18 protein-coding genes are annotated in these 26,350 nt (G+C 53.6%); 2 read left to right on the forward strand and 16 right to left on the reverse strand.

The features are described from left to right. Positions 1-114 precede the first annotated feature (114 nt). From DW913_RS03045 to DW913_RS03065, 5 genes are all read right to left on the reverse strand, one after another. Complete coding sequence (locus DW913_RS03045) at positions 115-2,010, reverse strand: hypothetical protein (RefSeq protein ID WP_117778999.1); 1,896 nt, start codon at positions 2,008-2,010, stop codon at positions 115-117. Beyond that, positions 1,994-5,944: a hypothetical protein gene (locus tag DW913_RS03050; RefSeq protein WP_117797534.1), complete on the reverse strand. Its 3,951-nt coding sequence runs from the start codon at positions 5,942-5,944 to the stop codon at positions 1,994-1,996. Before DW913_RS03050 ends, DW913_RS03045 begins: the two co-directional genes overlap by 17 nt. Positions 5,945-6,078: 134 nt before the next feature. Next, positions 6,079-7,848 (reverse strand): AAA family ATPase, encoded by a 1,770-nt coding sequence (locus DW913_RS03055; RefSeq protein ID WP_158566180.1) that lies wholly within the window; start codon positions 7,846-7,848, stop codon positions 6,079-6,081. A 60-nt stretch (positions 7,849-7,908) separates the two neighbouring features. After that, a complete protein-coding gene (locus DW913_RS03060; protein WP_117635625.1) occupies positions 7,909-8,115 on the reverse strand; it encodes a hypothetical protein in 207 nt (68 codons plus the stop codon). Positions 8,116-8,159: 44 nt separating this feature from the next. Continuing rightward, positions 8,160-8,897, reverse strand: coding sequence for a hypothetical protein (locus DW913_RS03065; RefSeq protein WP_117797536.1), 738 nt, complete (start codon positions 8,895-8,897; stop codon positions 8,160-8,162). A 362-nt stretch (positions 8,898-9,259) separates the two neighbouring features. Here DW913_RS03065 and DW913_RS03070 point away from each other — a divergent pair, with 362 nt between their 5' ends. Continuing rightward, on the forward strand, positions 9,260-10,810 hold the full coding sequence (locus DW913_RS03070) for a hypothetical protein (RefSeq protein WP_147349622.1): 1,551 nt from the start codon (positions 9,260-9,262) through the stop codon (positions 10,808-10,810). A gap of 71 nt (positions 10,811-10,881) precedes the next feature. Here the strand turns inward: DW913_RS03070 and DW913_RS03075 are convergent, their stop codons facing one another. The 5 genes from DW913_RS03075 to DW913_RS03095 all read right to left on the reverse strand — a co-directional run bounded on the left by DW913_RS03075 (position 10,882) and on the right by DW913_RS03095 (position 18,830). Next, a complete protein-coding gene (locus DW913_RS03075) occupies positions 10,882-11,499 on the reverse strand; it encodes a hypothetical protein (protein ID WP_117797537.1) in 618 nt (205 codons plus the stop codon). Positions 11,500-11,670: 171 nt separating this feature from the next. After that, positions 11,671-12,495 (reverse strand): hypothetical protein, encoded by an 825-nt coding sequence (locus DW913_RS03080; RefSeq protein WP_117797538.1) that lies wholly within the window; start codon positions 12,493-12,495, stop codon positions 11,671-11,673. A 102-nt stretch (positions 12,496-12,597) separates the two neighbouring features. Then, entirely contained in the window at positions 12,598-12,903 is a 306-nt protein-coding gene (locus DW913_RS03085) for a hypothetical protein (protein ID WP_117635630.1), read from the reverse strand. 130 nt (positions 12,904-13,033) lie between these two features. Beyond that, positions 13,034-17,659 carry an ATP-binding protein gene (locus tag DW913_RS03090; protein ID WP_117797539.1) on the reverse strand — a complete coding sequence of 1,542 codons (4,626 nt, stop codon included), beginning with the start codon at positions 17,657-17,659 and terminating at the stop codon, positions 13,034-13,036. Continuing rightward, a complete protein-coding gene (locus DW913_RS03095) occupies positions 17,646-18,830 on the reverse strand; it encodes a WYL domain-containing protein (RefSeq protein WP_117637095.1) in 1,185 nt (394 codons plus the stop codon). Before DW913_RS03095 ends, DW913_RS03090 begins: the two co-directional genes overlap by 14 nt. Before the next feature lie 316 nt (positions 18,831-19,146). Here DW913_RS03095 and DW913_RS03100 point away from each other — a divergent pair, with 316 nt between their 5' ends. Continuing rightward, positions 19,147-19,980 (forward strand): type II restriction endonuclease, encoded by an 834-nt coding sequence (locus tag DW913_RS03100; RefSeq protein ID WP_117797540.1) that lies wholly within the window; start codon positions 19,147-19,149, stop codon positions 19,978-19,980. Positions 19,981-20,104: 124 nt separating this feature from the next. On the opposite strand, the gene DW913_RS03105 is transcribed toward DW913_RS03100, so the two are convergent. The 6 genes from DW913_RS03105 to DW913_RS03130 all read right to left on the reverse strand — a co-directional run bounded on the left by DW913_RS03105 (position 20,105) and on the right by DW913_RS03130 (position 26,148). Continuing rightward, the gene (locus tag DW913_RS03105) at positions 20,105-20,938 is read right to left on the reverse strand and encodes a Dam family site-specific DNA-(adenine-N6)-methyltransferase (RefSeq protein ID WP_117635635.1); all 834 of its coding nucleotides are present in this window, start codon (positions 20,936-20,938) and stop codon (positions 20,105-20,107) included. Positions 20,939-21,233: 295 nt separating this feature from the next. Next, positions 21,234-22,010 carry an HNH endonuclease gene (locus DW913_RS03110; protein WP_117635636.1) on the reverse strand — a complete coding sequence of 259 codons (777 nt, stop codon included), beginning with the start codon at positions 22,008-22,010 and terminating at the stop codon, positions 21,234-21,236. 78 nt (positions 22,011-22,088) lie between these two features. Then, on the reverse strand, positions 22,089-22,916 hold the full coding sequence (locus DW913_RS03115; RefSeq protein WP_117635637.1) for a hypothetical protein: 828 nt from the start codon (positions 22,914-22,916) through the stop codon (positions 22,089-22,091). Positions 22,917-22,990: 74 nt separating this feature from the next. After that, positions 22,991-23,593 carry a ClpP family protease gene (locus DW913_RS03120; protein WP_117797541.1) on the reverse strand — a complete coding sequence of 201 codons (603 nt, stop codon included), beginning with the start codon at positions 23,591-23,593 and terminating at the stop codon, positions 22,991-22,993. A gap of 114 nt (positions 23,594-23,707) precedes the next feature. Further along, complete coding sequence (locus tag DW913_RS03125; RefSeq protein WP_117797542.1) at positions 23,708-25,192, reverse strand: VirD4-like conjugal transfer protein, CD1115 family; 1,485 nt, start codon at positions 25,190-25,192, stop codon at positions 23,708-23,710. Between the two features lie 38 nt (positions 25,193-25,230). Then, positions 25,231-26,148, reverse strand: coding sequence for a hypothetical protein (locus DW913_RS03130; protein ID WP_117797543.1), 918 nt, complete (start codon positions 26,146-26,148; stop codon positions 25,231-25,233). Positions 26,149-26,350 lie beyond the last annotated feature (202 nt).

The following is a 26,350-nucleotide window of genomic DNA, read 5'->3' on the forward strand; positions in this document are numbered from 1 at the left end:
CTTTTAGAGACCCCATCTCATACGCTATGACTGTAGTATATGCGCTCTGCTTGCATGTTGCAAGAACATTTTTATTTTTCTAGCGCTTATAGCTAATCTGTTTCCTCTGTTTCCTCACGAGCAAATACCAGGCTCCCCCGCCGCGCCCTCACGCGCGGCACATTCGTTGAGATACTTCACCGGAATCGGCCACCTGGAGGGAGCTCCGTGGCGCGAAAGCCCCACATTGACCAGCTGAACCAGCAGCTCGGACAGATCGTCGCCTTCGAGCACCTCAATCGAGCGCACATGAATCGCCGTCGCCAGGTCCTCCTTGGTGCCGTTGTTGACGCCCACAAAGTAGCAGGTCATCCCTGCACGTTCAAACGTTCCAATGCCGTAATAGGGCGAGTTGTAGCTTTCGAAAAACTCCTTCTTACGGCCCGCTTTGCCCGTAAGCTGGTAATCGCGCACCAAGGTCGCAAAGTTGTTAGAGAAGGTCGTCAAGCCCGTATCGCGCACGCGCGCGAGCATAGACTGTCCACCTGCCCGCACGTCAAAGATATAGGCATCCTTGTCGAGCTTGCCGTCGGCCGTCAACAGCTCAAGCTCTATCTCGTCCACGGGACCATCCTCGATGGAATGCGAGGTGTAGTCCATGGCCCCGTCAGCACCAATCGTTAGCGTTGCAAGGCGCGCATCCAGCTCAATCTTGTCTTCCTCTTTACGCGGAACATTGACCACGCCGCAGACCGTCACCGACTCAACGCCAAAAGAGCCAAGGTCAAACGCCTGCATCCGTCCGTCGACGACGTTCTGCTTTACCAGCAGCTCTTTGAGCATGGCTCCCAGGATTCCCTCCTGTGCGCCCCGTACCTTTGTATTCGGCATCGCCTTAACCAGCGGCTCGCACACATCCGGCGTCACATGCTGCTCCACCACGCCAGCGTGCAGAGCATAGCCATCGTCCTCGGCGACCTCGTTGGCTACCACAACGATATTCCACGCCAGCGGATCAACAGCCCTGCCGCCATACGACGCGCGCACGCCCCACGAGGAATCGTTGAGCCGATCGGCCAACTGGCGCGCTACCCTATCAAGCCCGTCACCCGCGAACGAAACCACAACCCGCCGCCCCAACGAACGCTCCGCAACCACATGGGCGTATCGGTCGCTTTTCAGAACCTCGTAGAAGCTCTTGCGCGGATACTCCCTGAGCGATATCTGGGCAAAATCGCTGTACCGACGCTCAAGAATCTGCAGCTCTCGGTACAGGATTCCCTTCTTGGTATAGGCGACCTTTTCCGCCTGGGCAGAAAACGTAAGGTCACGGCGTTTGGACGGCTTATCGCCCTTGGCACGGCGCAGGATATACTCATCGCTTTGTCCGTGAGCCAGCACCACCGTAGCCACAGGCGACAGCCTGTAACCCACCTGGCTGTTGATCTTCTCGAGTTCCAGCTTGTCGCCTGCCGCACGACCGATGAGCACCCGCCGCTTGGCAAACGTTCGGATCTTAAGTTCAAAGGTGCAGTCCTCGTTGATAACAGTCTCGACCGTCTCAATCTTGGCAGGGCCCGTTCCTGCTTCCTCAATGGCGTCGCGGCGGTCGCCCTTGGCACTAATGACATACAGGTGTCCCGTGTCATTGGGAATCTCGTCCTCGACCCCCTCAAACTGCGAGCAAGAGTTGAATAGCAGGCGCAACACGACGCAATCTTCCAGCTCGTCCCAATGAGTTTTAATCGGAACCATTTGCTCATGGGCGAGCGGGGCGTTAAGGTCGCCCGTCTGCGCGCCCGCCTTGACCATCAGAAAGACGCGGTTGTCCTCGAGCTGGGTGAGCGCCACGACCTTGCCCGTCTGGCACACATCGGCCATAAAGTCCGCCACGGCATGCTTGCCTGCATCGCCAACGTTGCACCAAAAGACCGAGTAGCGCTTCTCGGCAGCCGCGGCATCGAGCTGCAACACAAGCTCGGACACAGCGATGTCTCCCAGGCCACACGGCTGGTTATGCTTCGATTGCACGGCCGATCGCCTCCATCATCTCCAGACTGATTGCTCCATCAGCTGCCATATAGGGGAAGGAGTAGACCATTCCCACGTCATCGATTGGCTTTTGACGAAGCTCCAGCGCCGCCTCATCGGCCAAAACATTCACGATCAGCAGGCGCTTTGCCCCAACCTTTTGAGCCTTTGCCTTAAAGCACTCGGCATCCGTAGTCTCGCCGCCGCTGCGCCTGTAGGCCTCGTAGGTGCCGATGCGATAGTGCTTAAAATCGATCCACACCCCGGTCTTGTTGCCAGCGGCATCGAGCACCTCAAAATCGCCGCCCGTCTCGGCATGGGCCGCATCGCCACGAGCAAGCGAATAGCGGCCGTCATAATACGCCTCGAAGACGGCCCTACCAGCAGACTCTCCCAGTCCCCCCAGGTACACCGCCTGGAACATATAGGGCGTCATGTGCGCCGTCGCCGCCGGCTGCAGCGCCGCAGGCACCCCGTCGTGCGACCAACGCTCGCGCACCTCCCGAATCGACAGCAACTCGGGCACGCGGGCCGCCGCCTGGCTTACCTGGCGAACCTTCGCGCCCTCAAGGCCCTCGTTATAGCGGCAGCGCTCCTCCAGGCGGGCAGCAATCTGCTCGACAGGTTCACCCTCATAGCTGGGAAACTCAAAATGCGGCACCTTACACGCTCCGCCCTGCGCATACGCATAGCCACTCGCGGCAAACGGCATGTGCAGTGCGGTGCTTTTGCGCGCAGGATAGCTTGCGAGGTCCTCCCACGGCAGGCAAAAATGATGCAGATAAAAGTCGCGCTCGCCATCGAAGGCGGCCAGATCTTCCTCGCGCGCATCGAGGGAGGTAACCTTCCATGCCAGCTTTTCGTGCTTCTCTTTCGCCAGGTTGTTCCTAAAGGCAGCAAGGTTCTGCTGTTTGTTAGCAGCGTGCTGCTTCTTGTCCGCCATGTGATTGTTGACGGCCGCGCAGGCGCCAACCACCTGCTCCAGCTCGTAGCCCATCGGCAAATCGTGCAGGAACGAAAAGTCGCAATCGCCGGCGATTTTGCGATCGAGCATCACCTGCACGTGCGGCATCTTTACGCTCGTACGCATCAAGCGACCCACCGCCTGCGCCACAATGCGGGCACCTTCGACCTGATACGAGAGGGTGTCGCGAACTGGCAGACTCTGCTTGGCTCCGGACAGCAACAGTCGTACGTTGCGGCGCTTTTGAGTAAACGGGACCTCTCCGCGCGCCACCAGCTCCTCTTGCTCGATCACACCGAGCAGCGCCTGCTGGACAAACTTCGTTGAGTCAACCTCAACACCCCAGGTCAAGCGACTTGTGGGCGACTCAATGTACAGAAAGTCAAGATCCATCTTGGGACGGCAGTCGATGCTCTCAAAGCCGCAATCAACCTGTCGCACCATACGGCACAGGCTCTCCGGAACCTTGTATTTGAGATTTTTTGAAAAACCGCCCACCGACAAATTGATGAACATCAGGGTTGGTTGGCCCATCTCGAGGCGCTTTTGAGTATCGTCCCAGCCGGTATCCCATTCTGCAGCGTTAAAGCACGGCACCATATCCTTGGCCTCCGCGAGCGACTCCTCGTACGACGCCTCGGGACGCTTAACGTTCCGAATCACCAGTTCGGCAACGATTTCTCGGCCAAGATCCAGCGCCAAACTATTAAAGTCGCCATGGTTTCCCATGTGACGGGTGGTAAAAACGGCACCCGCCTGCTGTTCGTTGCGCGCGACGCCGCGCGCCCAGGCGCTCACGGCAACGAGCGCTTTACTCAGGCGTTCCAGCTCAAACTCGATGCTTTTGGCATCGCTCGTGCCCACCCTATCGGCAACCTTTCGGCGCAGACGCACCGCAAGACCTTCACTCACGCCAATTCCGCCAAAGAACTCCATCGCGCGCCCGTACGTCTCGTCGGGCGATACGATTGCGCCGCCAAAAGCGCCGCCGGCCAACGCAGCCATACCGGCAAGATTCTTGTCCTCGTCAACCCAAGCAACGTCAATGTCGTACGTCTTTGCCGCCCGTTTGTTAAACAGCTTGGTCTGTCGTACGATCTCTTGGTTGAGCTCGCCGATCCACATATCCTTGCGAACCACGCCGTGAACCTCATCGAGGTAATCCAGGTTAAAGTTCTTTACGGTCGGCGCGCTCCATGTTGCGCTCATGCACACACAGGGCGCTTTGGCAGCAATGGAGGCCAAGTATGCCTCGGGCATGCGCTCAATGCCATGACTGGTTAGGTACGTGGTTAACATATGGTCTAGTGTGGTTTCCATTACTAGGTAGTCAACGCCATGCGCATACATCGAGTCATCGGCTGCATCAATATCGTCGTTCTTACGGTTCTTAAAGAACAGCGCCATCATCAACGCATTCCAAAAGCATTTCTCACTGGTTTGGTCGTTCCTAATGCCCAGCGCATCGATGATGTTCTTGCGCGAAAGATCGTCCTTGTACGAAATGCTGCCGTAATACAGGCTATCCATAAGGCTGGCGCAGATGGCAAGGTGACCTACTACCATCCTAACGACGCCGCGCGCACGACGAACCGCCTTGTTAACGGTTTGCTGTCCATTCGCCCCATGAGCCGTAATCATATTGCGGGTACCGTCCTCATTGAGCTTGTAGCACAACGGGTTTACCGAGTTATCGCCCACCGAGACATCATCACTGCCAAACAGACGACGACCGGCAAGCTGCTCGTCTTTTGCCTCGTCAGACAGCGCAAAAGGCGGGCGCAGTTTCATTTCCTTAATGCAGGAGGCGAGTGCCTTTTGAATATTCTCGGCATCCTTGGCGATTCCTTCGGCAGCTTCCTCTACGCTCGCTCGCGAAACCCTGTTCCTCTCGGCATTCGACCCCTTGTGATCGCCCGACGTAGAAGCGTGTGTGTAGACCGCCATCCATTGATCTCGATTTCCCAACAGCAAGGGGTCCACCACGCCGCCGTTAAAATGACGATCAAGGATGCGCAGCGCCTCATCCGGCTGAAACGTCACGGGGTCGTCCGTCAGCGTCGACAGCATGTCAGCCTTCATGTGGTCGATTTCGTCAAAGATGAATAGGCACTTCTCTGCAGCCGCCGCGTTAAAGAGCACAACGCCCGGACCGGTCACCGTATCGATTCTGTTGACGAGCTTTTGGGGTGTAAGGGCAATCACATGTGGCATGCTCTCGTCGTTGAGCAGCGCAGATGGCCAAATCTGAGGGATTACCTCCATGCCTCGCGTAATGTTCTTGAGTTCACAACTCACTGCCCAACGCAGGCTCGCATCGGCTAACGACAGCTTGTCCCACAGGCTGGGGGTCAGACAATCGACAACGTTTCCCAGACTTTTCTTTGTATCAAGAATGTGCAGAAGGTTATCGGCAACCTCCATAGTGTTACGCCATGCTCGCTTAATGACGCGATGAGAGCTCTCGTCATCTGCTTCGATGGGACACGAGATTTCGCGCACGCCCACGGCACCCTTGCCGCGGGTGGCCTCAATCCAATTCAGAATGTTCTCGCCCGCGCGCGGAAGATCGAACACCATGCGTGCCGCTTCATCACAACTCATGCCCTGGCCAGCCAACAATTCACGCACGCTTGCAACATAGTTGTCGCGATTGTCTTTACCCGGAACAACAAACACCAAGGTACGGCGGCCGGGACACTTGTTAAAACAGCCCGACTCATCCCAGCCGCCGGCAATCAGGTCGGCCGTGACCTGCTCGGCCGTGTAGTTTTTGCCCGAGCCCGTCGTGGCGCCCAAAAAGTACAGGCCGTTGTTGTCCTGGTCCTTAGCGCCGTCCTGATCCTGGGGAACAAACAGCGCACGCTCAAAAAACTCGCGCATCGCCTTTTGACGTGCAAGATAGGGAGCAAGCTCCTTGTCGCCCGCAGACGACAGCATCGATTGACAGTTGAGTTCCCACGTAGCCATGGTCAAACCTCCGATTTAGTTGTTGCATGTGTTGAATACCATCCCGTGCGGACAAAAACTCACGCGAGGTGGTTGAGGTGGCGGCGTCTATGCCGCCGAGAAAGGGAAAGAAAAGAAAGAGAAACAGTCGGCGATTACTCGCACGAAGCGAGCAGCTTCTTAAGATCGCACTCCAATGCCTCACGCTCCTCAACGTCCATCACTGCAAGGGCGACACGCATCAGGGACACCTTGGCGGCAAGCTCCTTAACCTGGTCGGGGCGCTTGCTAAAGTGGTCGTAAATCCGCAGGGCCTCCCCGGCCGCCAGGTACTGCCACTTTTCCAACGAAGGCTTTTCGGACCTGCTCATGGCATCGACCCACTCGCCAAGACCCTGAAAACCGTTGCCCGTAGTCGTGCCGTTCATAACCACATCGAGCGGGCTCAGCAAGCAATCGGGCGATTTTTTGTACACCAATTTGGTGAGCATAAGCACCTGGGCAAGGTTGCGATACTTGTCCTGATCGGCATAGAGCACGTCGTTGTAGCAGGCGCACGCCTTAAGCAGCTCGTGGGCGGCAATGCGCTCCGGCCCATCAAACGGAACGCCGCGCAACAAGACCCCAGCAAGATCGAATGCTTTGCCGCCCTGCACGATCTTGTCGAGCGCCGAGCCGTCCATCAAATCCGCCAGCCAAGCAAGCTCGGGCTGATACGGCCTATGCTCGTCCTTGTCCTCATGCTCCATCCAGCTGTTCACCAGCGCCAGGGCTTCAATCTCCCTCCCGTTCAGAAAGGGCGAATTCTCCCCCATCTCTTCCTGCAAAAAACCCCGCGGCTCATGAGAGCGCTCGTACGCAACCGCAAGTTCCCCGTCGCTCACGACCAAGGTCGCACGGGAAATATAGGTATCTTCCCGCATGTCCCTCCAGGCGTACATCATAAGGGGACGCAGCTGACGGAGCATGCCGCGCGCGCCGGCACCTTCCTTAACCGCGCGCTTCGCCGCAAGGCGAGCAGCATCTGCCGTCAGCTCCATCTTGGCGCCATTTCCCATCATATTGTTGTGCTTGGGTAGGTACTGTTCATACGCAATCTGGACCAGATCGTCCACGCTCAAGGCGTTAAAGTTAATCACCGAGCCAATGCGCCCGCACAGCTCGGACATAATACCCCAAGTCTCAACATCCTCGATGGTCGCACTGTCTCGCAGCTCGTTTGCCGATTTTGCGGCGGTGCACACGGCGGCATACGAGGATCCGAAGCCGACCGTGGTGCCAGACTTGTCACTCAGGCGCTTGCGCACCAGAGCATCCAAGCCCATAAAGGCGCCGCCCAAAATGCAAACAACCTGATCGAGGTTGAGCGTCTTAATGGCCGCACTCTTGGAGGTATCGCATTCAAACGGCATCTCCCCGCCTTCCAAGAGCTTAAGGAACGACTGCGATGGACTAAAGCTTGATGCAACTTCGCCCCCATCGGGCTCGGCACGAACTGCCTTGTCAAACTCGTCAAAGAGCACCAAACAGATATCGCCGGGATTGGCAGCCTGATAGTCCGCGACCTGCGACAGGCAGTTGCTCATGCTGGCACCGCGCCAGCCCTCGCCCGTCATGGTGGAGACATCGAACACAAACAGCTTGAGCCCCGCGGCATCCGCCACGGCCTTGATGGTGTGGGTCTTTCCCGTGCCAGTGGAGCCCATCACCAAAATGGCAGCGGGCGAAAGAACGTCGCGCGGGTCGGCGCCGCGTGCCAACATCACGCAGCGGTTGACCTCAAAGCTCAGCGCCGTCACAAAGGCCTCCAAGCTTCCTTCGTGGCCAATAACACTCTGACGCGTCTGCTCCACCAGACGCGTAGGCGCAATTCGATTGAGCAAGTCCTGGTAGCGATCGATGTTTCGATACTGCTTCTGAGTCATGGGCGCCTTCCTTTCCATATTGGTTTTCTTTCCTTCGATGTGGGCCGAGCCCTTAAACCACTACAGTGCCAGCGATGTCGCCGACTCCAGATAGATCACGTTGCCCGGCTGGGTAAAGACCGGAATGTGGTAGAGCAGCTGCAAAATGCCCTGCTTGAGCAGCGGAAACAGTGTGGGATGCAACACTTCGTACATCAGGGCACCAGCCATAAGAGCGGTAAGTATGGCAAGCAGCAGAAGCTTTTGAGCGTTAGAGAATACCGACATGGTCGTTCCTTTCTTCATGCGAGATATTTGGATTGCGTTGTGGGTTAGCGACTCATAGCGATGGCAATGCCAATAACCGTGATAACCACGGGGATCGCAAGCGATGCAAACAGAATCCCGGCAAAAAGGCCCACCACCAGCGCGCACACGATGATGACCAGCGTGGTGGGTACAAGCGCAAGCAGAGGAGTAACCACGCAGGCGGATGCAAAGCGAAGCCCGTGGAACTTGTGCTCATCGGGAAATAGAGCGTTAAGGACCCCTTCGACAATTCGCCACTCGACAATCGTTCCGATGGTTAAGACAACCGCCCAAAGCAGGTAATCATTTGCACGAGAATCCGAAGCCATCTTTCCGGTGACGCCAGCCCAACAATCAAATGCCGCGGTATAGCCCAGCAAACAGACGATCGCGCAGACGACGGATACAAATGCGCCCGCGCTCTCGATTGCACCGAGCAGCTCGCACATGTCGGATTCGCGCCCTCCCGTTAACAGCACGATCCATTTGTGGGCAAGCGCCGCAACAAACGCCGCGCCCAGCACAACCCAGTACACCCTAAACGCCACCAGGCGCCATGAATGGAGCGGGATCACCGTGTTGCTCTCACTAATCTCGAACATAAACCCGCCGAGCCACGTCGTCAGCAAGCACATCATGTCGATGGCGACCACGTAGAGTACAACCGCAAAGACGGTTTGCAGAATCATGCCGAAAATATTCATCGCCGTTGGCTTCTTGGGGGCGTCCGGCTCGATTCTGTACATGTCGTATCCGTTCATTAGCTGTCCTTTCGTTGCTGAAACAACTAGTTGGTTTATCCACTGTAGCTTGATACAACTAGGAGATATGCAAATCTCTTAGTGTTAGTATCTAGCGAAATATTACCCAATGCGTACGGCCTCATACGCACCATTCGATTTTTTTCTTTTTCATTTGAGTGCCCCGTCTGAAAAACGCCGCAACTGCTCTTCTTGTAGACTGAAGGCAATTGAGCCGCGACGGGCCAGTCAGCGAACCGCGCAATATAGGGAATATGCAGGAGGTGCGCATGCTCAAAACTAAAGCAGAATTTGCAACTCTTCGCTTAAACGAAGATCTCAAGCCATATATGAGCCGATATCTATCGGATCTTGTGTCTCATATGGTCGAGAAATATCAGCCTTCGTCGAGAACGAAAAGGCTCATTGAACTGTGCTGTCGCGATTTTGAGTTTTCGAGCGAGCACGTCGATGGCCCCTCGTGGTCTGTTTTGGGGATTGACCTCAAGCGACCTTCGGCCGCCTCGTTTGAGTTTGAGGACCGCGTTTACAACGAAGCAACCGACGAATGGGATTATGTGCCCGCTTGCGTTTGCAAAAACCGAGTCAAAGTCCCGACGTCGACGTTTACTGCCATCGAGGAGAATATCTTTTTATACGACTACGAGCAGGACGCAGCCTCTCACACGTACGAATCAGCACTCATTTACTGCAGGCCCCCCGAGCTACGACCGCTATCCCAATTCCCGGCATCTATCGATGCGGCGAATGCGCGAGTCCTGGATTTCCTCAGAACGCGCTCGAAGCAGCTGCAACGCAGCGCAGGCATCCCCGATCTGCTTTCGGTCACTGAGTGGTACTACATCTTTCTTGCGGCATCCATTGCCTGCTCTCAGTCCCATGCCACGGCCGTCATTCAGATTTCGGACCGTCTGTTCAATCTGGCGCGAGCCGTAGATGGACGTCGCCTTCTTTGTGACCTCGGCCTGCTAAAGAGCATTGTGCTTCTTCCCAACACCATTGCCAAAAAGGCCGAGGGTCGCGCGCTGCTCTTTATTGGCGACGGCGAGCCCAATGATCCGTATTTCCTTTTTGACGGCAGGAGCTTTGACGACAAGCAAATGACCGATGAGATTCTGCACCAGCTCCTCGATTCCGTCGACCGAGCCTACGGCGATCAAAAGAATCCAGTCTATTGGCATCGGCTCGAGGATCAGGGCAACGGCATATATCCCCTATTACCCAATACAAAGAGCGGATCGTTCGACGAGAGAATGTTCATCCCCCTTGGGTCGCTAGCGCCAATCTACCGCGGCACCGCCCGCAGCGTTGTAACCAAACTGCCCGAATCAGATCCGACAGACAGTTACCAACAGCACGACTGCTACTACCTGTCGCTAAAGCATCTTCATGATGGCGCAATCATTGCCGCAGAAGATGTACTTGAGCGTGTCCCCGATACAGATATCTACGATGTAAGCCGTGTAGACTACGAAGATTTTCGGAAGGCCAAACCGATCGACGCCCGCGAGGCGAGCCTTCTCATATCACGCGTCGGGCCTCCATTCAAGCTTGCCCTCATCACGCCAGGCCACTTTTCTGTCGGTTCTGAGCGCCCCGTGGAGCGCGGTCTTTTGTTTGAGAGCATTGTCCCCTGCGACGCCATGTTCTGCGCTACCTTTGAGGACGAGCTGCTTGCCCAGTTTGTCCTGGCATACCTGTCGTCCGATGAGGGGCAGAAGAAACTGGCGGACACCTCGCACGGAGACGCGCTTGTGCAACTTGCCCCAATGGACCTGCGAAGCATGACCGTGCCTGTTCCCGGGCGAGCGGAGCAGGAGCGCTACGCGCTAGAGTACGAAGCAAAGCAGCGCGCCTACGAGGACGCCCTTAAGCAGGCGGAACATTACGCTGCGAGCAAGGGAACGATGTAGCGACCGAGATTGGCAGACTGTCCGGACTTTTCCGACGGCCTGTCAATCAGGCGCGCCATTCAGCGCGGCGGCTAGAAATTGTCATCGGACTTTGCGCTGACTTTGGCTGCCTCTTCGCCCGCGATCAGGTCCCTAACCGTTATATGCGCACCGTACGTAGCATCCTCAATCTTTTCCATAACATCAGGGTCGCAAGTTCCCCAAATATCTTTAAGGACTCGAGCCAATCCCCAAGCGGCGCTGAGCAGGACGTCAACATCCTTTAGATCTAAGTGGCTGACCGCAAAGGGACAGTACTCGCGCTCCAGCAGATAGGTGTCAACGGCGCCAATTGCCTCAGCCACGTACCGCTCAAGATCGGGATGGGGATGGAAGGCGCACAGCGCCTTGTGCGGATCGGTCGGCTCAATCCAATACAGCGTTGTCGCATCCTCGCATTTCTCGAGCGGATAACGCTCAACCGCCTTCTCCCAACTTTCATACCAAGGATCGGCATCGCCGTCCGTCATTGACTTGCAAAGATCAATCGCCGCAGAAACAGTCGCACACGAATATCTATAGCTGGCGTCTTTCTTAAACTCATCATTGAGCTCGACATCGCCAGACAGCTCCGCCTCCATGATCAGGAACGGACCATCCTCATCCGTAACGCTCATGGGGTAGTTGTTGCACTCATAGTCCGGATACATTTTGTCTCCAATCAATCGTTCGGACACATTAATGACCAATATCGAAACCGCGCTCGCGCGGAGGGACGTCGTCCTCGCGCCAATCTGCAAGTTTTTCTCATCGCGTGAAAAGAACTTGCGATTTCTGCAAGTTCTTCTCACGCTGCGATAAGAACTCGCATGATCGCCCCGCTACCTGCGCCACGAGGCAGCAAGGATAATGGGAATCCCGGCAAGGCACACCACCAAGGCTACGGCCGCGAACGCAAGCGCGATGGCCACGCTCGCGACGACATAGGCCACGGCAATGAAGGCCAGCGCCAGCAGGCAGGCAAGCAGCTCGGCCACGTAGCACAACACCAGGTTCGAGCTCGCGCGCTTCAGCAGGACGTCGGCAAGGCGGACAAGCTCGACGGCAAAGCCGCTGCCGAAATTACGGCCAGGGCCCTTGGCAAGGAACCACTTGAACAGGCACATCAGGGCGCAGCCCAGCATGATCATGATGGAAACGGTCCATACATTGTGCCCCGACTCAACAAGGTTCTGGTCACCCATCGCGCTGCCGTTGATGAGCCAACTCGTTCCATAGCCCATGAACAGCATCGCCAGCAGCAGGCAGGCGCTTACCGCGGCAAGAGAGCGCGACACGCGCCTGCTGAACACCGGAGCTTTGCAGCTGAGCCCAAACCCCTCGCGAACGCGCCAGACGGCATGGTAGGCAGGGTAGACCGCGATGAGCACGGCCACGAGCAGCGACGCCCAATCGGACCCGGGTGCCGCTGACGCGTACTCCGCGATCGCAGAAACTGAGCAGTTGGTGTGGAACGACTCGTTCAGAAACAGCGCGACCTCGCCCTTCCAAACACAAAACGGAGCGGCGACGGAGGCGATGCCGGCAACGGCAACCGCAGCAACGACAATAAGCGGTGCGCCCTGCACGAGCTTGACGACCTCGCCCTTGGCGGTGCGGGGTGAAGCTTCAACGGTGCTGGCCGAAATTTGGATAGAAGTGTTCATGATCTTCCTTTCAAAGAAGGCTACGTTCGCAAGCTAATGTAAGAAAACACTGTCTTCGAGGGATTGAACAAGACTGTTGCCCTCAGAGACAAACAAACGTTGCTATCGGCATATTGGCCGCTCGGGTACTTCATCATTACGCATCTGTAATTCATCAAATCGCAGGATCTCATTACGCTCAAGCAGAACAGATTGAATAAGCTCATGGACAGCGGCATTGCGGTAGCACAACGACTCCCACGTGGCCAACAAGCCGTCAACAACTCCCTTGTAAGCAACAGAGGAGTCCTCGAGCTCATAGGCAAGATCAATTGCCTCGTCAACTATCTGCCTCATCTGCAAAAGCGTGCACGTGAGATCCGCCTCACTCGACTCGTCGCAAATATAAATACAATCGGACTCAAGCATCTTTGAATCTCCCTTCGAACAACTGACACCTGCAGAATAGTGAAAAGAGATAAAAAGCAACCCGCAATCTACCGCTATATAGCGGTAGATTGCGGGTTAAACCATAAAGCGCACTTAGCCTTGGGCCAAATTACGACTTAGATTCAAATAGGTCGCATATCTCTTTGGCTTTCGCCAGGGGATACTGCGCGTAGTAGAATACGTCGCCGTTCTTTTCTCCGCACACAAAGACTGCGCCCAGCCCCAAGCCTTTAGCGGACGGAACTTTGCATTGTTGTACGCTCTCTTCGCCTTCATCGAAAAGTCGCAGATACCCTTGTTCCATCAGAATAGTGTTGGCATCTTCAGCCCTAATCCCTGAGCCACCCTCTCTCAGTATTTTCGAAATCGAGGCATAGCCCTTAGCGCTTGCCTGATCCATTGAGTAACAGACCGGCAAACGCTCGGCCCCCGCAAAAGCCGCTTCGTAAGCAATACCCTCTCGCATGATTTCCACACTCTTATGACCAGATTCATCAAGCTGAAAAGCAACGAAAAGGCATCGAAGCGCCAGCCAGACCTCGCCCGCGCTAACCATCTCTTTTCGGTCGGTGTGACAGGCGCTATTACGAAATTCAGTAAATCGACCCAGTGTTTCGCCGAGTGTCCTCCACCAGTCCCCCTTTGACGCCTGCGTCAATTCAGCATTTTCAACTCGAACAGAGGATGCCAGTAGCTCACTCTTTTTTTCAATTAACCTTTTGTATTGACCGAGGTTAAGGCCCTCAAGCTCCTTGAGTGGCTTTCTTGCAACAACATAATCGGGAGCAATGGCCTTCAAGGTCGGCAGCAATTTCAAACGCAAGTATCTCTCCGCCGCACGGCAGAACATTAGCAGGCAAAATGCGCAATCTGAATCGCTATCGGTGCCAACACTGCCAATGCCAAATATCTTGCACAGAAGAAGCCCCTGCTCGATATTCTCAAGCACCCTATTTTTGCCATTTTGGTCGCACTCGCAATCAGCGAATGCGCTTTGAAGAGCTTCGCGCGAAGAAAAGCCTATGATTCGACAGTCTTCTGCATCCAGATTAAAGCTTTTGAACGCTTCGCCCACGTTGTCCAAATAGGAATCGGTGTTTACATCAGGGCACCAAACATCTTTATTGTCATCTTTCTTGTCGTCTTCATTGATATGTTCCTCGTCCGCGCCAGCTGTCTCCCTTGGAAGAGATTCTCCTCGCGGCAGCATATCCTTGGCTGCATTGAGTTCCTCAATAGCGCCGGTTTTCTGGTAATTTTCCCAATGCACAACCCATGCCGTATCGAGAATGCGCTTCATCGTTGCAACGTTCTCGTTAATCTTCCACGCTGCATAGTCGGCAATTACGTAGAGGCGATACTTGGCTCGGCTTGCCGCAACATTCACGATATTTGGGTTTACAAACTTGATTGCGCCCTCACAACTGCGCCTTGTATCACACCCCAAGACAAATACCACTTGATGGGCTTCTTTACCTTGGAACGTATGAACCGTACCAATATTATGCTTTGCGAAATATTGCCATGCATCTTTGTCAGCCACTTCAGTCCTAGCACTTAACAGCCGGTCCTGAAGCCCCCTGACAACGGTTTTAAACGGAGAAATAATATAGAGACTTGGAATAACAATTCCCTCGGACTTGCCCGATTCGCAAGCTTTTTTCTCAGCCGTAGCTACGGCCTTATCAAAAGCGTCCTTGACAATCTCGAACACTCTATCGCCCTGGGCATCAACATAATGATCGCGATTGCCACGTTCAAATCCCGTAACATTGATCCACTGTGAGGACTTTAGATAAAAGCTGTCAGCGAGATCCTTTTTTGGGCTAGCCGTCTCGTTAAGCATGGAGCCCTGATACGAGATCTCATTTGAGATATCGAACATGGGTGATATGCAGCGACGGTGAACCACAAGCGGGCAGCCAATCCATTGATCATCCTCGCCGTTGCTGCGCAGGTGGCCATAGGGGTTAACGGCGTCGGCAAGTCGCTGGACCGAAGCCATATCCCCCTTATAAGGTAGTAATACTTTTTTACCGAGGACAGCGCGGAGCTCCTTAACATCCCCTGTGATCACAGGCTCAATCTGAGAGGGGTCACCGACAATCATTGCACGTCGACTGCGAGCAAGGGCGCCCAAAGCAGCATACGGCACCGCCTGTCCCGCCTCATCTATTATCAGCAGGCCAAATAAAGGGTCTTTCCCAATCTGAATGTCCTCAAACATGCGGCCAATCGACGCAAACGTGGAAGAAATCACTGGGGTAAGCAAACTGAGCGTCTGAAAGAGCGCAGGGGCCATACTCCTTCTATCGGCTTGCGTGAACTCTATTAACTCCTTTTTACCAGAATCGACGCCCTTGTCTTTGGCTCCCCAGTATGTTCGTAGAAGCGCAATGTTATTCCGCATACATTTTGATTCAAGGATGAACTCGCGTGTCACCTGCAATGCATAGAGAAATAGCAGGTTGCGGTCCTTTTTTAGGTCAGGGTCATCGGATGGATTATATAGATGAGTCTTTTTTCGGCTTTCGCTATCCCCCTTTGAGATGCACTCGACAAAATGCCCATTAATCGTCTCAACAGATTCAGCACCATCAACTCTGTTGCGCTTTTGACCTTGGATCTTCACCCACAAAGAGGATAGTTCCTTCTTTTCATTCTCTAGTTTTTCGTATTTGTTCTCGAATTTCGTACGCAGCGCAACAAGCCTCTGGTCCGGTGCGGTTTGCAGCATAAAGGAATCGAGCTTCTCGCGGCTATCGGACAAACGGCCCCTATTGAAGATGCTCCCGATCAGCCCACTGGCCTTTTCTTCCGCATCGCGCAATTCTGCTTCAAGCCTATTCCTTCTCGCCTCATAATCAGCAGTATCCTTCGCAATGTCATCAAGATATTTCCGGACATCACCTGCGGAACTGCCTTCAAAAGGACGAGACAGACATACCGTTTCGGTTGTCAGTTCTTCAACTATCTCTCGCTCGTCCTTTTGACACCTACAATTCAATTGGGACAAATGCTTCTTGCGGTTCAGAAGTTCGCGCTCCCCGGCTGCTTGCTCCTCCATTCTGTTGAATCGATCGGTTATCTTTTTGTATTGAGCAAGAAACAGCTTCTTCGCCTCAGAAAACCGTCCGCCCTTTCCCAGCCCGCCGTTAAACTGCAGCGAAGAAAGCTCGCAATCTCTGAAGTTATTAATATTCCTACGGTTTCCCAGACATGCCGCAACCATAAGCCCAGGATGCGCAGGGTCGCGAAGATTGCCTTTATTGTCAACGAGCGCCGAAGAGAAATAGAGATCATCCACCGGTTTCTGCTCGTTTTTCTTTCCCCAAACAATGTTGGACAAATCTGACTCTAGAAACTCCTTTTTCTCAGATTCGTCAATACCCTCCAAAAAGGCCTTCCCATCAGGAAGCTCTTTGGCGATGTTCTCAACTGCTGCATTGTTTGTCGAGCAGACCAAGATGCTGAGACTTTTTATCGCATCTCCCGTTCTGCCCTCTTTGAAGCGATAAGGATTCTTGGCGTACTTGAGATACCGTTTGCTAAGTTCTACCTCTTCGAAGGCGTCATCGGGCTTGTCATATTCGCACAGCAGACGGGCTTTTTCGACAACGTTAGCCGCAACGATATCCTTGAGCAGGGTTGTTTTTCCCGTGCCCGGAGGACCGTTAACCGACATAACGTCGTTTGCCGGGTATTTGCGTGTCGAACCGCCACGACCAACCGCAAGATTTACCGCCACTTGTTGCATCAAACTCAAGGAGTATTTACTCGGCCAGCGACCGATAGGTGTAGCGCCGGCTCCCAACACTTCAGAAAAGAAGTCTGCACGATCAGCCAGATCTTCATCGTCTTCGCCGTCCAGAAGATCGATCTCTCCGCAGGCAGATTCATTCCTCAAGCCACCTTCAAGGTATGCGGCGACAAGAGACAGCGATCCCTCACGAAGATCGTCGAAAGACCCTGACTTGTTGCACAGCTCATTTATCATGGAAATGTCTTTTGCGAAAAATGAGTGACAGAGTGATTGGTCGAACGTTGGACACGCATCGTCCCCGCTGTCCTTTGGCTTCATTGCTCTATATTCGACAAGCAGCCTTGAACACCACTCGCTGATACGTTTAGCCCCGTCACCGTCGGGAAGGCAGCTGGCTATCCCCTTAATCATTGGCCGGACGCAACTATTGACAATGCCCCTAATGACACCATATGTCAGCTTTGTTCCAACGAGTTCTTGATTGAGCTTCTTGCAAATATCGTCCTGCTCTTTCTCAAAGCTACCGATGGCATTTAGGCTATTCCCGACGTTCCTCTTCAACCACCAAAATAAGGAGGACAACTCGAAGCTGACAAATTGACCATCAGGACTCACACCTAATAGTGCAACCGTCATGCACTCATCCTCTTTTTCGATTTCATTCCCCGGTTTTTCTGCAAGATAAGTCATGACCGCTTCGCGTGGAACGGAGCCCAGGTGACAATAAATCGTTGAGATCGGCCAGTTTTCGCCGTTTGTGACACTATCCGTACGCTCTCTCGCTTCTTCAGAAGGCGTCCTTAGCTCCTGGTCGTCCCGCTCTTCAGGGACAAAGCAGTCATCAAGCATTCCTTTTCTGGGCCTAGGCGGGTCCTTTTTCTCTTCGGGTTGGTCGCCTTGGCTCAAAAAATCAAGCAAATACCAGTAATCTAACGCATCGCCAATTGCTTGCTTTTTCTCAGCAGGGGTCATTTGAATCAGTCCTCGCACTCACATAGATACATTTATGTCCAATAATGTCCACAACGTCATCGCGCAATTTCTTTGGTTGAAGTATCTCAAACACATCGAGCCACTTCATTGCCCATGTTTTCATGCCATCATACGACGCCATAAACGAATACTCTGGATTTGGATGCCCGTCCTGTGTCTCGCGCCGAAACCCATCGTTTCCGGCAAATTCGGCTAAAAGATACTTCTCCTTTGCTTGGTTATGACACCTTACGTGAACCGTAACGATGTCGTCACTAAACATCCTGTTCACGCCAGCACAAGAGAACCTTTTTGCTTCTTCGGCCATCGCCTCAAAATGACCTTTTGCATCGTCCGATGGTCCAGCAATGGTTATATCCCGCAGGCTATCAACTCGAATTGCGTCAAAAGACCTCGCGGCACCCTTGTGGCCCACAAACAGGTAGTAGTAGCCATCGTGCATACATAGATGATATGGCGTATGACTATGCAATCGCCCCTTATCAGAAGTTCGAAAGCGGACTCTCTGCCTTTGGCTAATGGCCTTTTCCAATAACTTCAAATTTGCAAGCGTTGCTTCCATATTTGCAATTCTGCCGCTTTTGAGCAGAGCATTTTCTTGAGCCAAACGATCTTCGATCTGCCGTCTTTCTTCGCCGCACAGTAGGCGAAGAACTGCATGCTCAAGTACGTCGGCTCCACCCACGCCCGTAGAGGCTTCAATGAGACGGCACAGATGCTCAATTTGCGCACTATCAATTTGACGCTCTATGCTGTACAGGCGCTTCGCATTTTTAGGTGCAGATTCCCCATCGCCATTCGTCAGCCGCTCGCCCTTACAAGCCAATCGACTTGCAATCACCGTGTAGAACGGATTCAGACAACTGTTGTCGAGATCGATACTATTCATCTCGGTTAACGGACTGGCGCCCGCATTATTGCAGAGCGAAGGCTTTTTTGATCCAGAATCAACAAGTGCGTTCAATACGCCCTGCACTGTGTCGCGCTTAACTTCATAGCCATAACGGGCTTTAAGCTCCGCCATTATGTCAGAAACGCTCAACCCTTTGCCAAGCCCAGCATCAGTTTCCTCCAATAGGATACGCTCGACATATATCGCCAGCTCCTTTGGATATGCTCGGTGATTTCCCTGGATTTTCGGTTGAACCATAGCCGCCTCCAATCTGAACAATCAACATTTTACTCAGTCGATATGACCAAGAGATTGAAAGTGCCGCTATTTAACGGTGAACGGCGAAGCCATCCATAAAGGGCTCCGCCGTTCACAAATAGATTAGCACAACTCGTATACGACGTAATGACTGTTAGGGCGCACTCGCAGCAAACTTGAATCACCTTGATTGGCACCTCGAGCAGAGCCGAAGGCGACCGAATGCATCCTTGTTTTTATTCATTGGCGAGCTACAATCAACGCAAACCGACCCATCGATATTTCTCTGCAGGCATCGATTGAAATAGAGACAACAATGTTTGATTTAATTAGCGAATTCAATAAAACTGTAGCCGAGCATAATGTCGATTGGGTTGCTAAGGGATTTGCTTTTCGCGACGAAACCATCTATCCAATCGGATATGACACGAAACTGCTCGGAAGAATTTTCGAGATGCTTACCGAGCCGTTGCTCAAGGAGATTGCCGACGACTTCGGGTTTACGCTAACGACCCCAGACAAACAAAACTACTATCCGGACTTTGCACTAACCCCTCAAAACGAAGAGGGGAATCGAATTGCTGTCGATGTCAAATCAACTTATCGAAAGCACCTAAAGAGAGGAGGCATTGCTCCATATAAATTTACACTTGGATCATATGCATCTTTTCTGCGCGATGGGAGGAAGAACATCCTCTATCCCTATAATCAGTTCTGCAAACACTACGTAATCGGATTCGTCTACGACCGAAACGACGAAATAGAGAGCGCACGTCCCTGCTACCCCCTTAACCAATTAAAAGAAATACCCGAACCCTACAGCAATGTTGAATTCTTTATTCAAGAGAAATACCGCATTTCAGACTTCACCACCGGTAGCGGCAATACCGAAAATATCGGAACTATTTCCTCGAATTCAATCAGCCCATTCACTCAGGGTTCAGGGCCTTTTTCAAAGATGGGGAACGATGCATTCGAACTTTATTGGCGAAACTATCCAAAATATACAGCGAAAGAAAAGAGTTACACCGACTTTCAGGGATTCAGAAGATGGGTCGAAACAAACGTTATTGAAATTGATTCAAGCCTACGCGATCGAATTCTCTCCTATGGCGATGTCGTCAACGACAGCCGGGGCGACAGAAAGTAACGGCTATTAGGAGAAAAGTGGACGAAGGAAAGGGAAACACGAGATTAAAGGTGGACTAGGGGACGTTATTCCATCTACTTCTATATCATCATTTCCAGCACATGAACCAAGTAAGAGTTATTTCTTAGGCCTTCACGAGAAGCGCTTCGATCATTGAATTGCGTAAGCTCTGCTTCGAGCCGACGTGATAAAAATGGGAGAATTCAAAGCACTCAAAATCACTCCAACAGTTTTCAATATGCTCATTCACCCTGTACTTATTCTCTTTCCACATGGAAAGATAGACATCCGCCTGAGTCGCATGAGCAGCATCAGCCAGAGCAACAGCTTCAGACTCTGGCCATTCACCCACATAATTTGTATCGCGGCCGATATAAGGAGGGTCGAGATAAACACAGTCGCCTTTTCTTGGCGCCCGCATAATCTCTTTCCAATCGCAAGATTTGAACTCCCAGTCTTTGCCTTCCATGGCAGCCTGCACCCTATCAATCTGATTGCATATCTTAGTTATATACGACCTGGAAAAACGCTCGGGCTTCTTGCAAAATGGAACGTTAAACATCCCGCTCCTATTGAAACGCATAACGCCGTTAAAACAGGACCTATTTAAGAAGATAAAGTCATACGGTGAATGACTTGTATTGAATCTGTCCCTTACCTCGTAGTAGTATTCCGCTCCACCAGTACGCAACATCACAGATTCGCGTTCAAGGTATTCCCGCATAGACTCTGATGTTATTTCATGCCGCTGCACGCTTCTATAAAAATCAATAATGTGTTGATTGCGATCACCGACCACCGCTCTCTGTGGACAAACGTTAAATAGCACAACCCCGCTCCCCAAAAACGGCTCGTACCATATCCCCTGCTGCTTATCCCAGTTTATTGTCTCCTCAATGAAGGGGACTAGCTTCGTTTTAATTCCCTGGCATTTAATGGGGGGAACAATTACCGACATCAAACCTCCGATGCGCCGTCCATGTTCAGACTCAAGGATTTTAGTTTAGACGCTAGCTGGGACACAACACACGTTGCGCACATCAATATCCCTTTCCTCAACCCAAGAATCGGCAGCGAAGCATGGCACGCACCCCCATATCCATCGTTAAGCCAAATAAAGCCAATACTCTTCGAAAATCATTCCTAATAATTAATAACGACCCTCAAATACTAAAAATGTCTCCGGATAACGAGGACGCTTAAGCAACGTCTTAACAACAATCGCTTTCAACTCGGGCTTTCCATACGGACCCCTACCCCTTAAACACCATATCGTTGTGATATTCAATAAACTCAGCTCTTGGGGCGAATCGTTTCGGAAGCGTAATCGGCTCTCCGTTGTAGCGCCACAAGTACTCGTCCTCAGGAGTTTCGTGCTCGACCACGCTAGACACCACTATCTTTAGGTCCTTCGTAATGGTGATTAGTCCCCGGTCGAACGCTTTATCGTGCAATGCGTTCAAAAGCAAGCCGTTGTCGGGCGCGAGTCGCTCCGTCTTTGGATCAGAGACTTTCCAGGGCTTGATATGGCTAGCAACCAACAGAGCCTTGTTCGTTAGCCCCGTCAAGCAGCATCTTGAATCGTAATTGACGAGCAGGGTATTTCGAAAGAACTCCTGGTTCACCCGCATCGAAACAATTGCCTCGCGCTCCTTGCCCTCTGGCAAATCAAAGCCGATCGTCTCTTTCAGCTCATCACTTAGCGGTTCTTTAAAATCGAAACGGTTGAGGAAAACCTCAGTCGCCTCCTCGACAAGCTCATCACCAGCAGAGGAATACTCAGCCCAAACCATCTTGTCCATTTTGCTTGCATGGGTCATTCCAACCTTGCCGCGAGCACGTCGACGCTCATCGAATGATGCAAGGTTCCAGATTTTTAGAGCAACCGCGCCCGGCGTTCTGCCAATGGCCTTAGCTAGCGCCTGGACATCCTCGTTTGTATCATCAACCTTTTTCGATGGTAGGGCGAGGTACAGAAACAGAGCCGCAAGGGTTTCTTCCCTCGACCATTTGCTTCCACGACCAGCCATGATTGCTCCTCGCCCGCGCACCGCTCACGTAATAGGTCCAGGATAATCCCGCGGGGGACCGCGGCCGCCGCCTTTTTCTCATTCGTCGGTGAATGATTGAAACAACGGCACCTCCCTGCGCTCCTCATACCCTCGCTCAAGTTTCTTCCCAAGCTCGGCAGCGCAGCGCTTCGTTTCCTTAGAAAACAGGTCATCGATAGCCCTGTCGATTCGCGTGCAAGTCTGCCGGTGCTCGTTCTTCCAGGGCAGGTTGAGTCCCAAACTCGCATCCCAATAGCCGCCGAGTTTGGCGTTGATCACTTCCTCGGGATACAGCACGTCGCGGCGAATCCCTTCGATCGCCTCGTCCTCGTCCATATCACAGGCTGTCTCGCCCTGCACGAGGCACTTGCGCAGCTCCTTTTGCGCCCGGATGCTGTTCAGCATGCGAACGCACACCACGGCCAAAAAGCGGTAGCGCTCGCACAGGTCCCACTCGCCGCCGAGCCATACGCGATAGCCCAGCATTTCGCTCGCGGACTCATCATCCATCAAGATCAATTCCCACGGACGTACTTTGGCGAGCACATCCTCACCTAGCATTTGAACGCCGCCGCGTGTAAAGATGCACGGCTCCACGTCGTAATAGCCAAAGCCGTGGCCTGCACCACGACGATTGATGACGTGCTTGGGCAGCAGGACGATATTGTCGCTGGGCTCGGGGTCAACCTTGCGCAGCTTTTTGACCTTGCGGCGGGCGCGCTTTAAGCTGCGCTCGTTATCGACACGGCCGCGGCCGTCCGGCTTGCCGCCGTATCGCAGGGCAACCTCGCGCGCCAGGATCTTTGTGTCCGCAGCGCACAGCAGGTCGCTCACGGTGGGCAGGTCTTCCCACTCAATGCCGTCGACATCCCAAATCCTGCTCATGTTCAACCTCTTTCTGGCCGTTAAACTACGCGATCGTTCGCCCCGCTCTATATGCCCACAAGACATGAGCCCCGCTAGAGCGCCTTCTTACTCGGAGCAATCGCCTCGTCCACCAGACCCAACTCCAGAGCGCGCCTGGCGTTGCACCAGCAGTCGCGCTCGGTGAGCTCGTGGAACTCCTGGGCGCTCAGGTTGCCATGCTCGGCCAGCAGCTCGTCCAGCTCGGCGCGCATGGCCGCCGTGTGCTGGGCCACGATCTCGATATCGGTCTGCTGCGCCATGCCCGTGCCGCCCATCAACTGGTGGATGAGCACTTGCGTGTGGCGGTATACCTGGCGGTGGTCGCCGCAGGCCAAGATCACCGCGGCCATCGAGGCCACGACGCCCTCGCCCACCGTGATCACGGGGCAGTCGAGCGACTGCATGGTGTCGATGAGCGCCAGCCCCGCCGTAACGCTACCGCCCGGGCTGTTGATGATGAGGGTGATGGGCTCGGTGGCGCTCTGATGCTCCAACACCAGCATGGACTTAATAAGGCCATTGCAGGTCACATCGTTGACCTCGCCTTCCAGCAGCAGCACGCGGCTGTTAAGCAGCTCACTTGCCATATCGACGGCGGCAACGCGACCGTCCTTGGACTTCTTGATAATGCTAGGCTCACGATACATAACGGACATGGTAATTCCCTTCTAAACGGAATCGGTAAGGAAGTAAAACGAGGCCGCACGGCTAGCGGCCAATGGAAGCCGTGCGGTCAAATAGGCAAGATGGAGCGCGCGAAGCTGCAAGGACTAATCCCTCAGCCACTTGGCCGCATTGGGATGGTCGCCGCAAAAATACTTCTTGGCACGGAAGGGGCGCATGCCGGTTACTTTGACCAGGCAGTCGGTACGCGGCATAAGCCCCACCTCGCCCGGGGTTATCACGCAACCGCGCACATCGACGGCAGTACGCTCGGCGCCCACGTAATTGGTGCCCAGAACCGACTCGCCGCACAGATTGCTTATGTACTCCTGTGTCGCGATGTTGCTGCCGCCGCCCATATAGATCAAGCTGTCGCAGTTATCGAGGATGGTAAGCGCTGCGGATTTGCCGTACGCACCATCGAGCTGACTCAGCGATTGCGCGCACATCAAAAAGCTAATGCCACGGCTGCGCACGGTCGCAATACTCCGCTCAAAATCGGGAATGCGGCCCACGTTGGGAAACTCATCCAGAATAAACTGCACGTGGCGCTGCAAATGCCCGCTGGGGTTGGAATCAGCGCGGCGCTGGGCCAGGTTAAACAGCTGCTTAAGGGCAACGTTCGCAAGCCATGCATTGGTCGAGTCGTTGTCGCTCACCTTAAGATCGATTACGCGCTTGCCCTCGTCGATACGGTCGAGGCGCATCTCGTCTTTCTCAAAGACGCGCATGAGCTGGGGGGTCTTAAGCCGCGAGATGGTCGCGTTAAGCGTGATCAGAATGCTCTTAAGCGTTCTATCGGCTGCCCCGCGAAAATCACGATACTGTTCAACGCCATACAGGTCCGCGTTCGCAGAATCATACTTGCCAAGAAATTCCTTGGACTCCACCTGCTCCACAAGGTGATCCAGCGGAAATCGTCCCTCGCCATCTCCCGTAACCTTGATGAGTGCCGCCAGCTTAAAGACGTTGTTCATCTTAAGATAGCGTCGCGGAGCTGCGGGATCCCCGTCCGGCGCAAATGTGCCGGCAAGGCACTCTAAGAGGAACAGGATTCCAATAATCGCTCGAAGTAGCAGATCGCTCGCATTGTCCCAAAACGGATCGTCCCTAAAGCTACGCCTGTCAGGATCGACCCCCTCCATGATTGACGCCACTGTGGTGGGGATATCCTCGACATCCATCACGTAGCGCAAAGGATCGTACCCGGACGACTGCTCGGGATTGATGGTGTCGAGAACCGTTACCTCGTAGCCGTCCTCCTCGAAGCCCTTCCCCGTACGGCGCAGCAGCTCGCCCTTGGTGTCCGTGACCACATAGCAGCACTCGTGGTGATTGAGCAGGTTGGGCAAAATGAAACTCGCCGTTTTGCCGCTGCCGGTACCGCCAAAGGCAAACACATTGTTGGACACGCTCGTCTCCCAGTGCTTGTCGCCCTCGTAGAAAGCCACCGTGGCACCTTGCGCCAAGATCACATCGCGCTGCTCATCGCCGGATGACAGCGTCTGCATTTCCTCCTTGGTCGCCCACTTCTTGGTCTGATACTCCGTTTGCTGCGCGGCCTCGTAGCCGTACATCTTAATGACCGACATTGCACGGCCCCTTTCTTGTCGATAGTTCTGCGTGATTGCTAGGAAATACGGTCGACGTCTGCGCCCTCCTTGGGGCTCGTCGCACACGGCAACTTGACCGCACCGTCAATCAGACGCTCGGTTTGCGCCACATAGCTCTCGCGCGCCGCGATTGAGACTGACCCGTCGCGCAGATATGCAAGCAATGCATCAATCATCAGCTTGTCGAGCAGGTCATACTCTTTGGCCTGAGCGAAGTTGAGGGTGTAGCGGTCCTGGAGCTCCCGTACCTTAGTTGCCAAATCGATTTCCATCTTTTCCTCCATGCAATAAAAGTTCTCCCGATTGTCCGAAAGAGCCTCAAACGGGCGTTTGACGCATAGCTCAAAGTTGAAACGCGGACTGGTATCGAATACGTGTCTCTGCACCTTGAGATAGCGCTTATAAAACATGACGGCATCGTCCTCGTCCGCCGTAAAACCGCGCGACCCATCGCGATGCACGTGGTCGCAGGGTCTTTTGTAGTCAATGCTTCGCACAAAGCGAGACAGAATATATCCACCTTGTTCAGACGAGTACTTCATACCTGTCGTAACCTGCTCGAACATGCGCACACCGCTCGACTTAAAGCGCGGATTGCTTCCGTGCTCAAACATGCCAATTAAGATGGCCATGCAGTGCGCGCAGTTATCGCGCTGGGGAAAATACAGCGACAACAAAGCGAGCGACGCTGCGGCCAAAAGCTCGCGGGCCTCGTGCACATCGTCTCGATACTGCTCGGGCACCAGCCCGGGAATATCGGGCGAGTGCTTTTCCAGCACGTCAACGAGTGCCTTGGCCAAGCGCTCGGTATCCTGCTCGCCGCAGTACGGATACGGAAACGGCATCTCTGCCTTCCCGTTCTTTTTGCACATGCTGCGGAGATCTTCGTCGATCGTGTTGAGGAACACCTCGTAAATGCTGTCTTCATTCTTCATGAATGCTTCTTCCTATCCGGTTGCGGATGTTTGTCGATAAGTCTGTTCTATGTTTTAGAATGGTCTGAGGCATGGACGATGACAATCGACCTAACCTGTAGCTTCGTTAGTGAAATCACCCTGCTTGATAGCGCAGTTTACCTAAAGGCTGTGTAGCGATTGCATCAAGCAGTTTGTATTGAGTTGGTTTTGGATTACTTCG

It is taken from the genome of Collinsella sp. AM42-18AC, assembly GCF_003467965.1.
Taxonomy (GTDB): domain Bacteria; phylum Actinomycetota; class Coriobacteriia; order Coriobacteriales; family Coriobacteriaceae; genus Collinsella.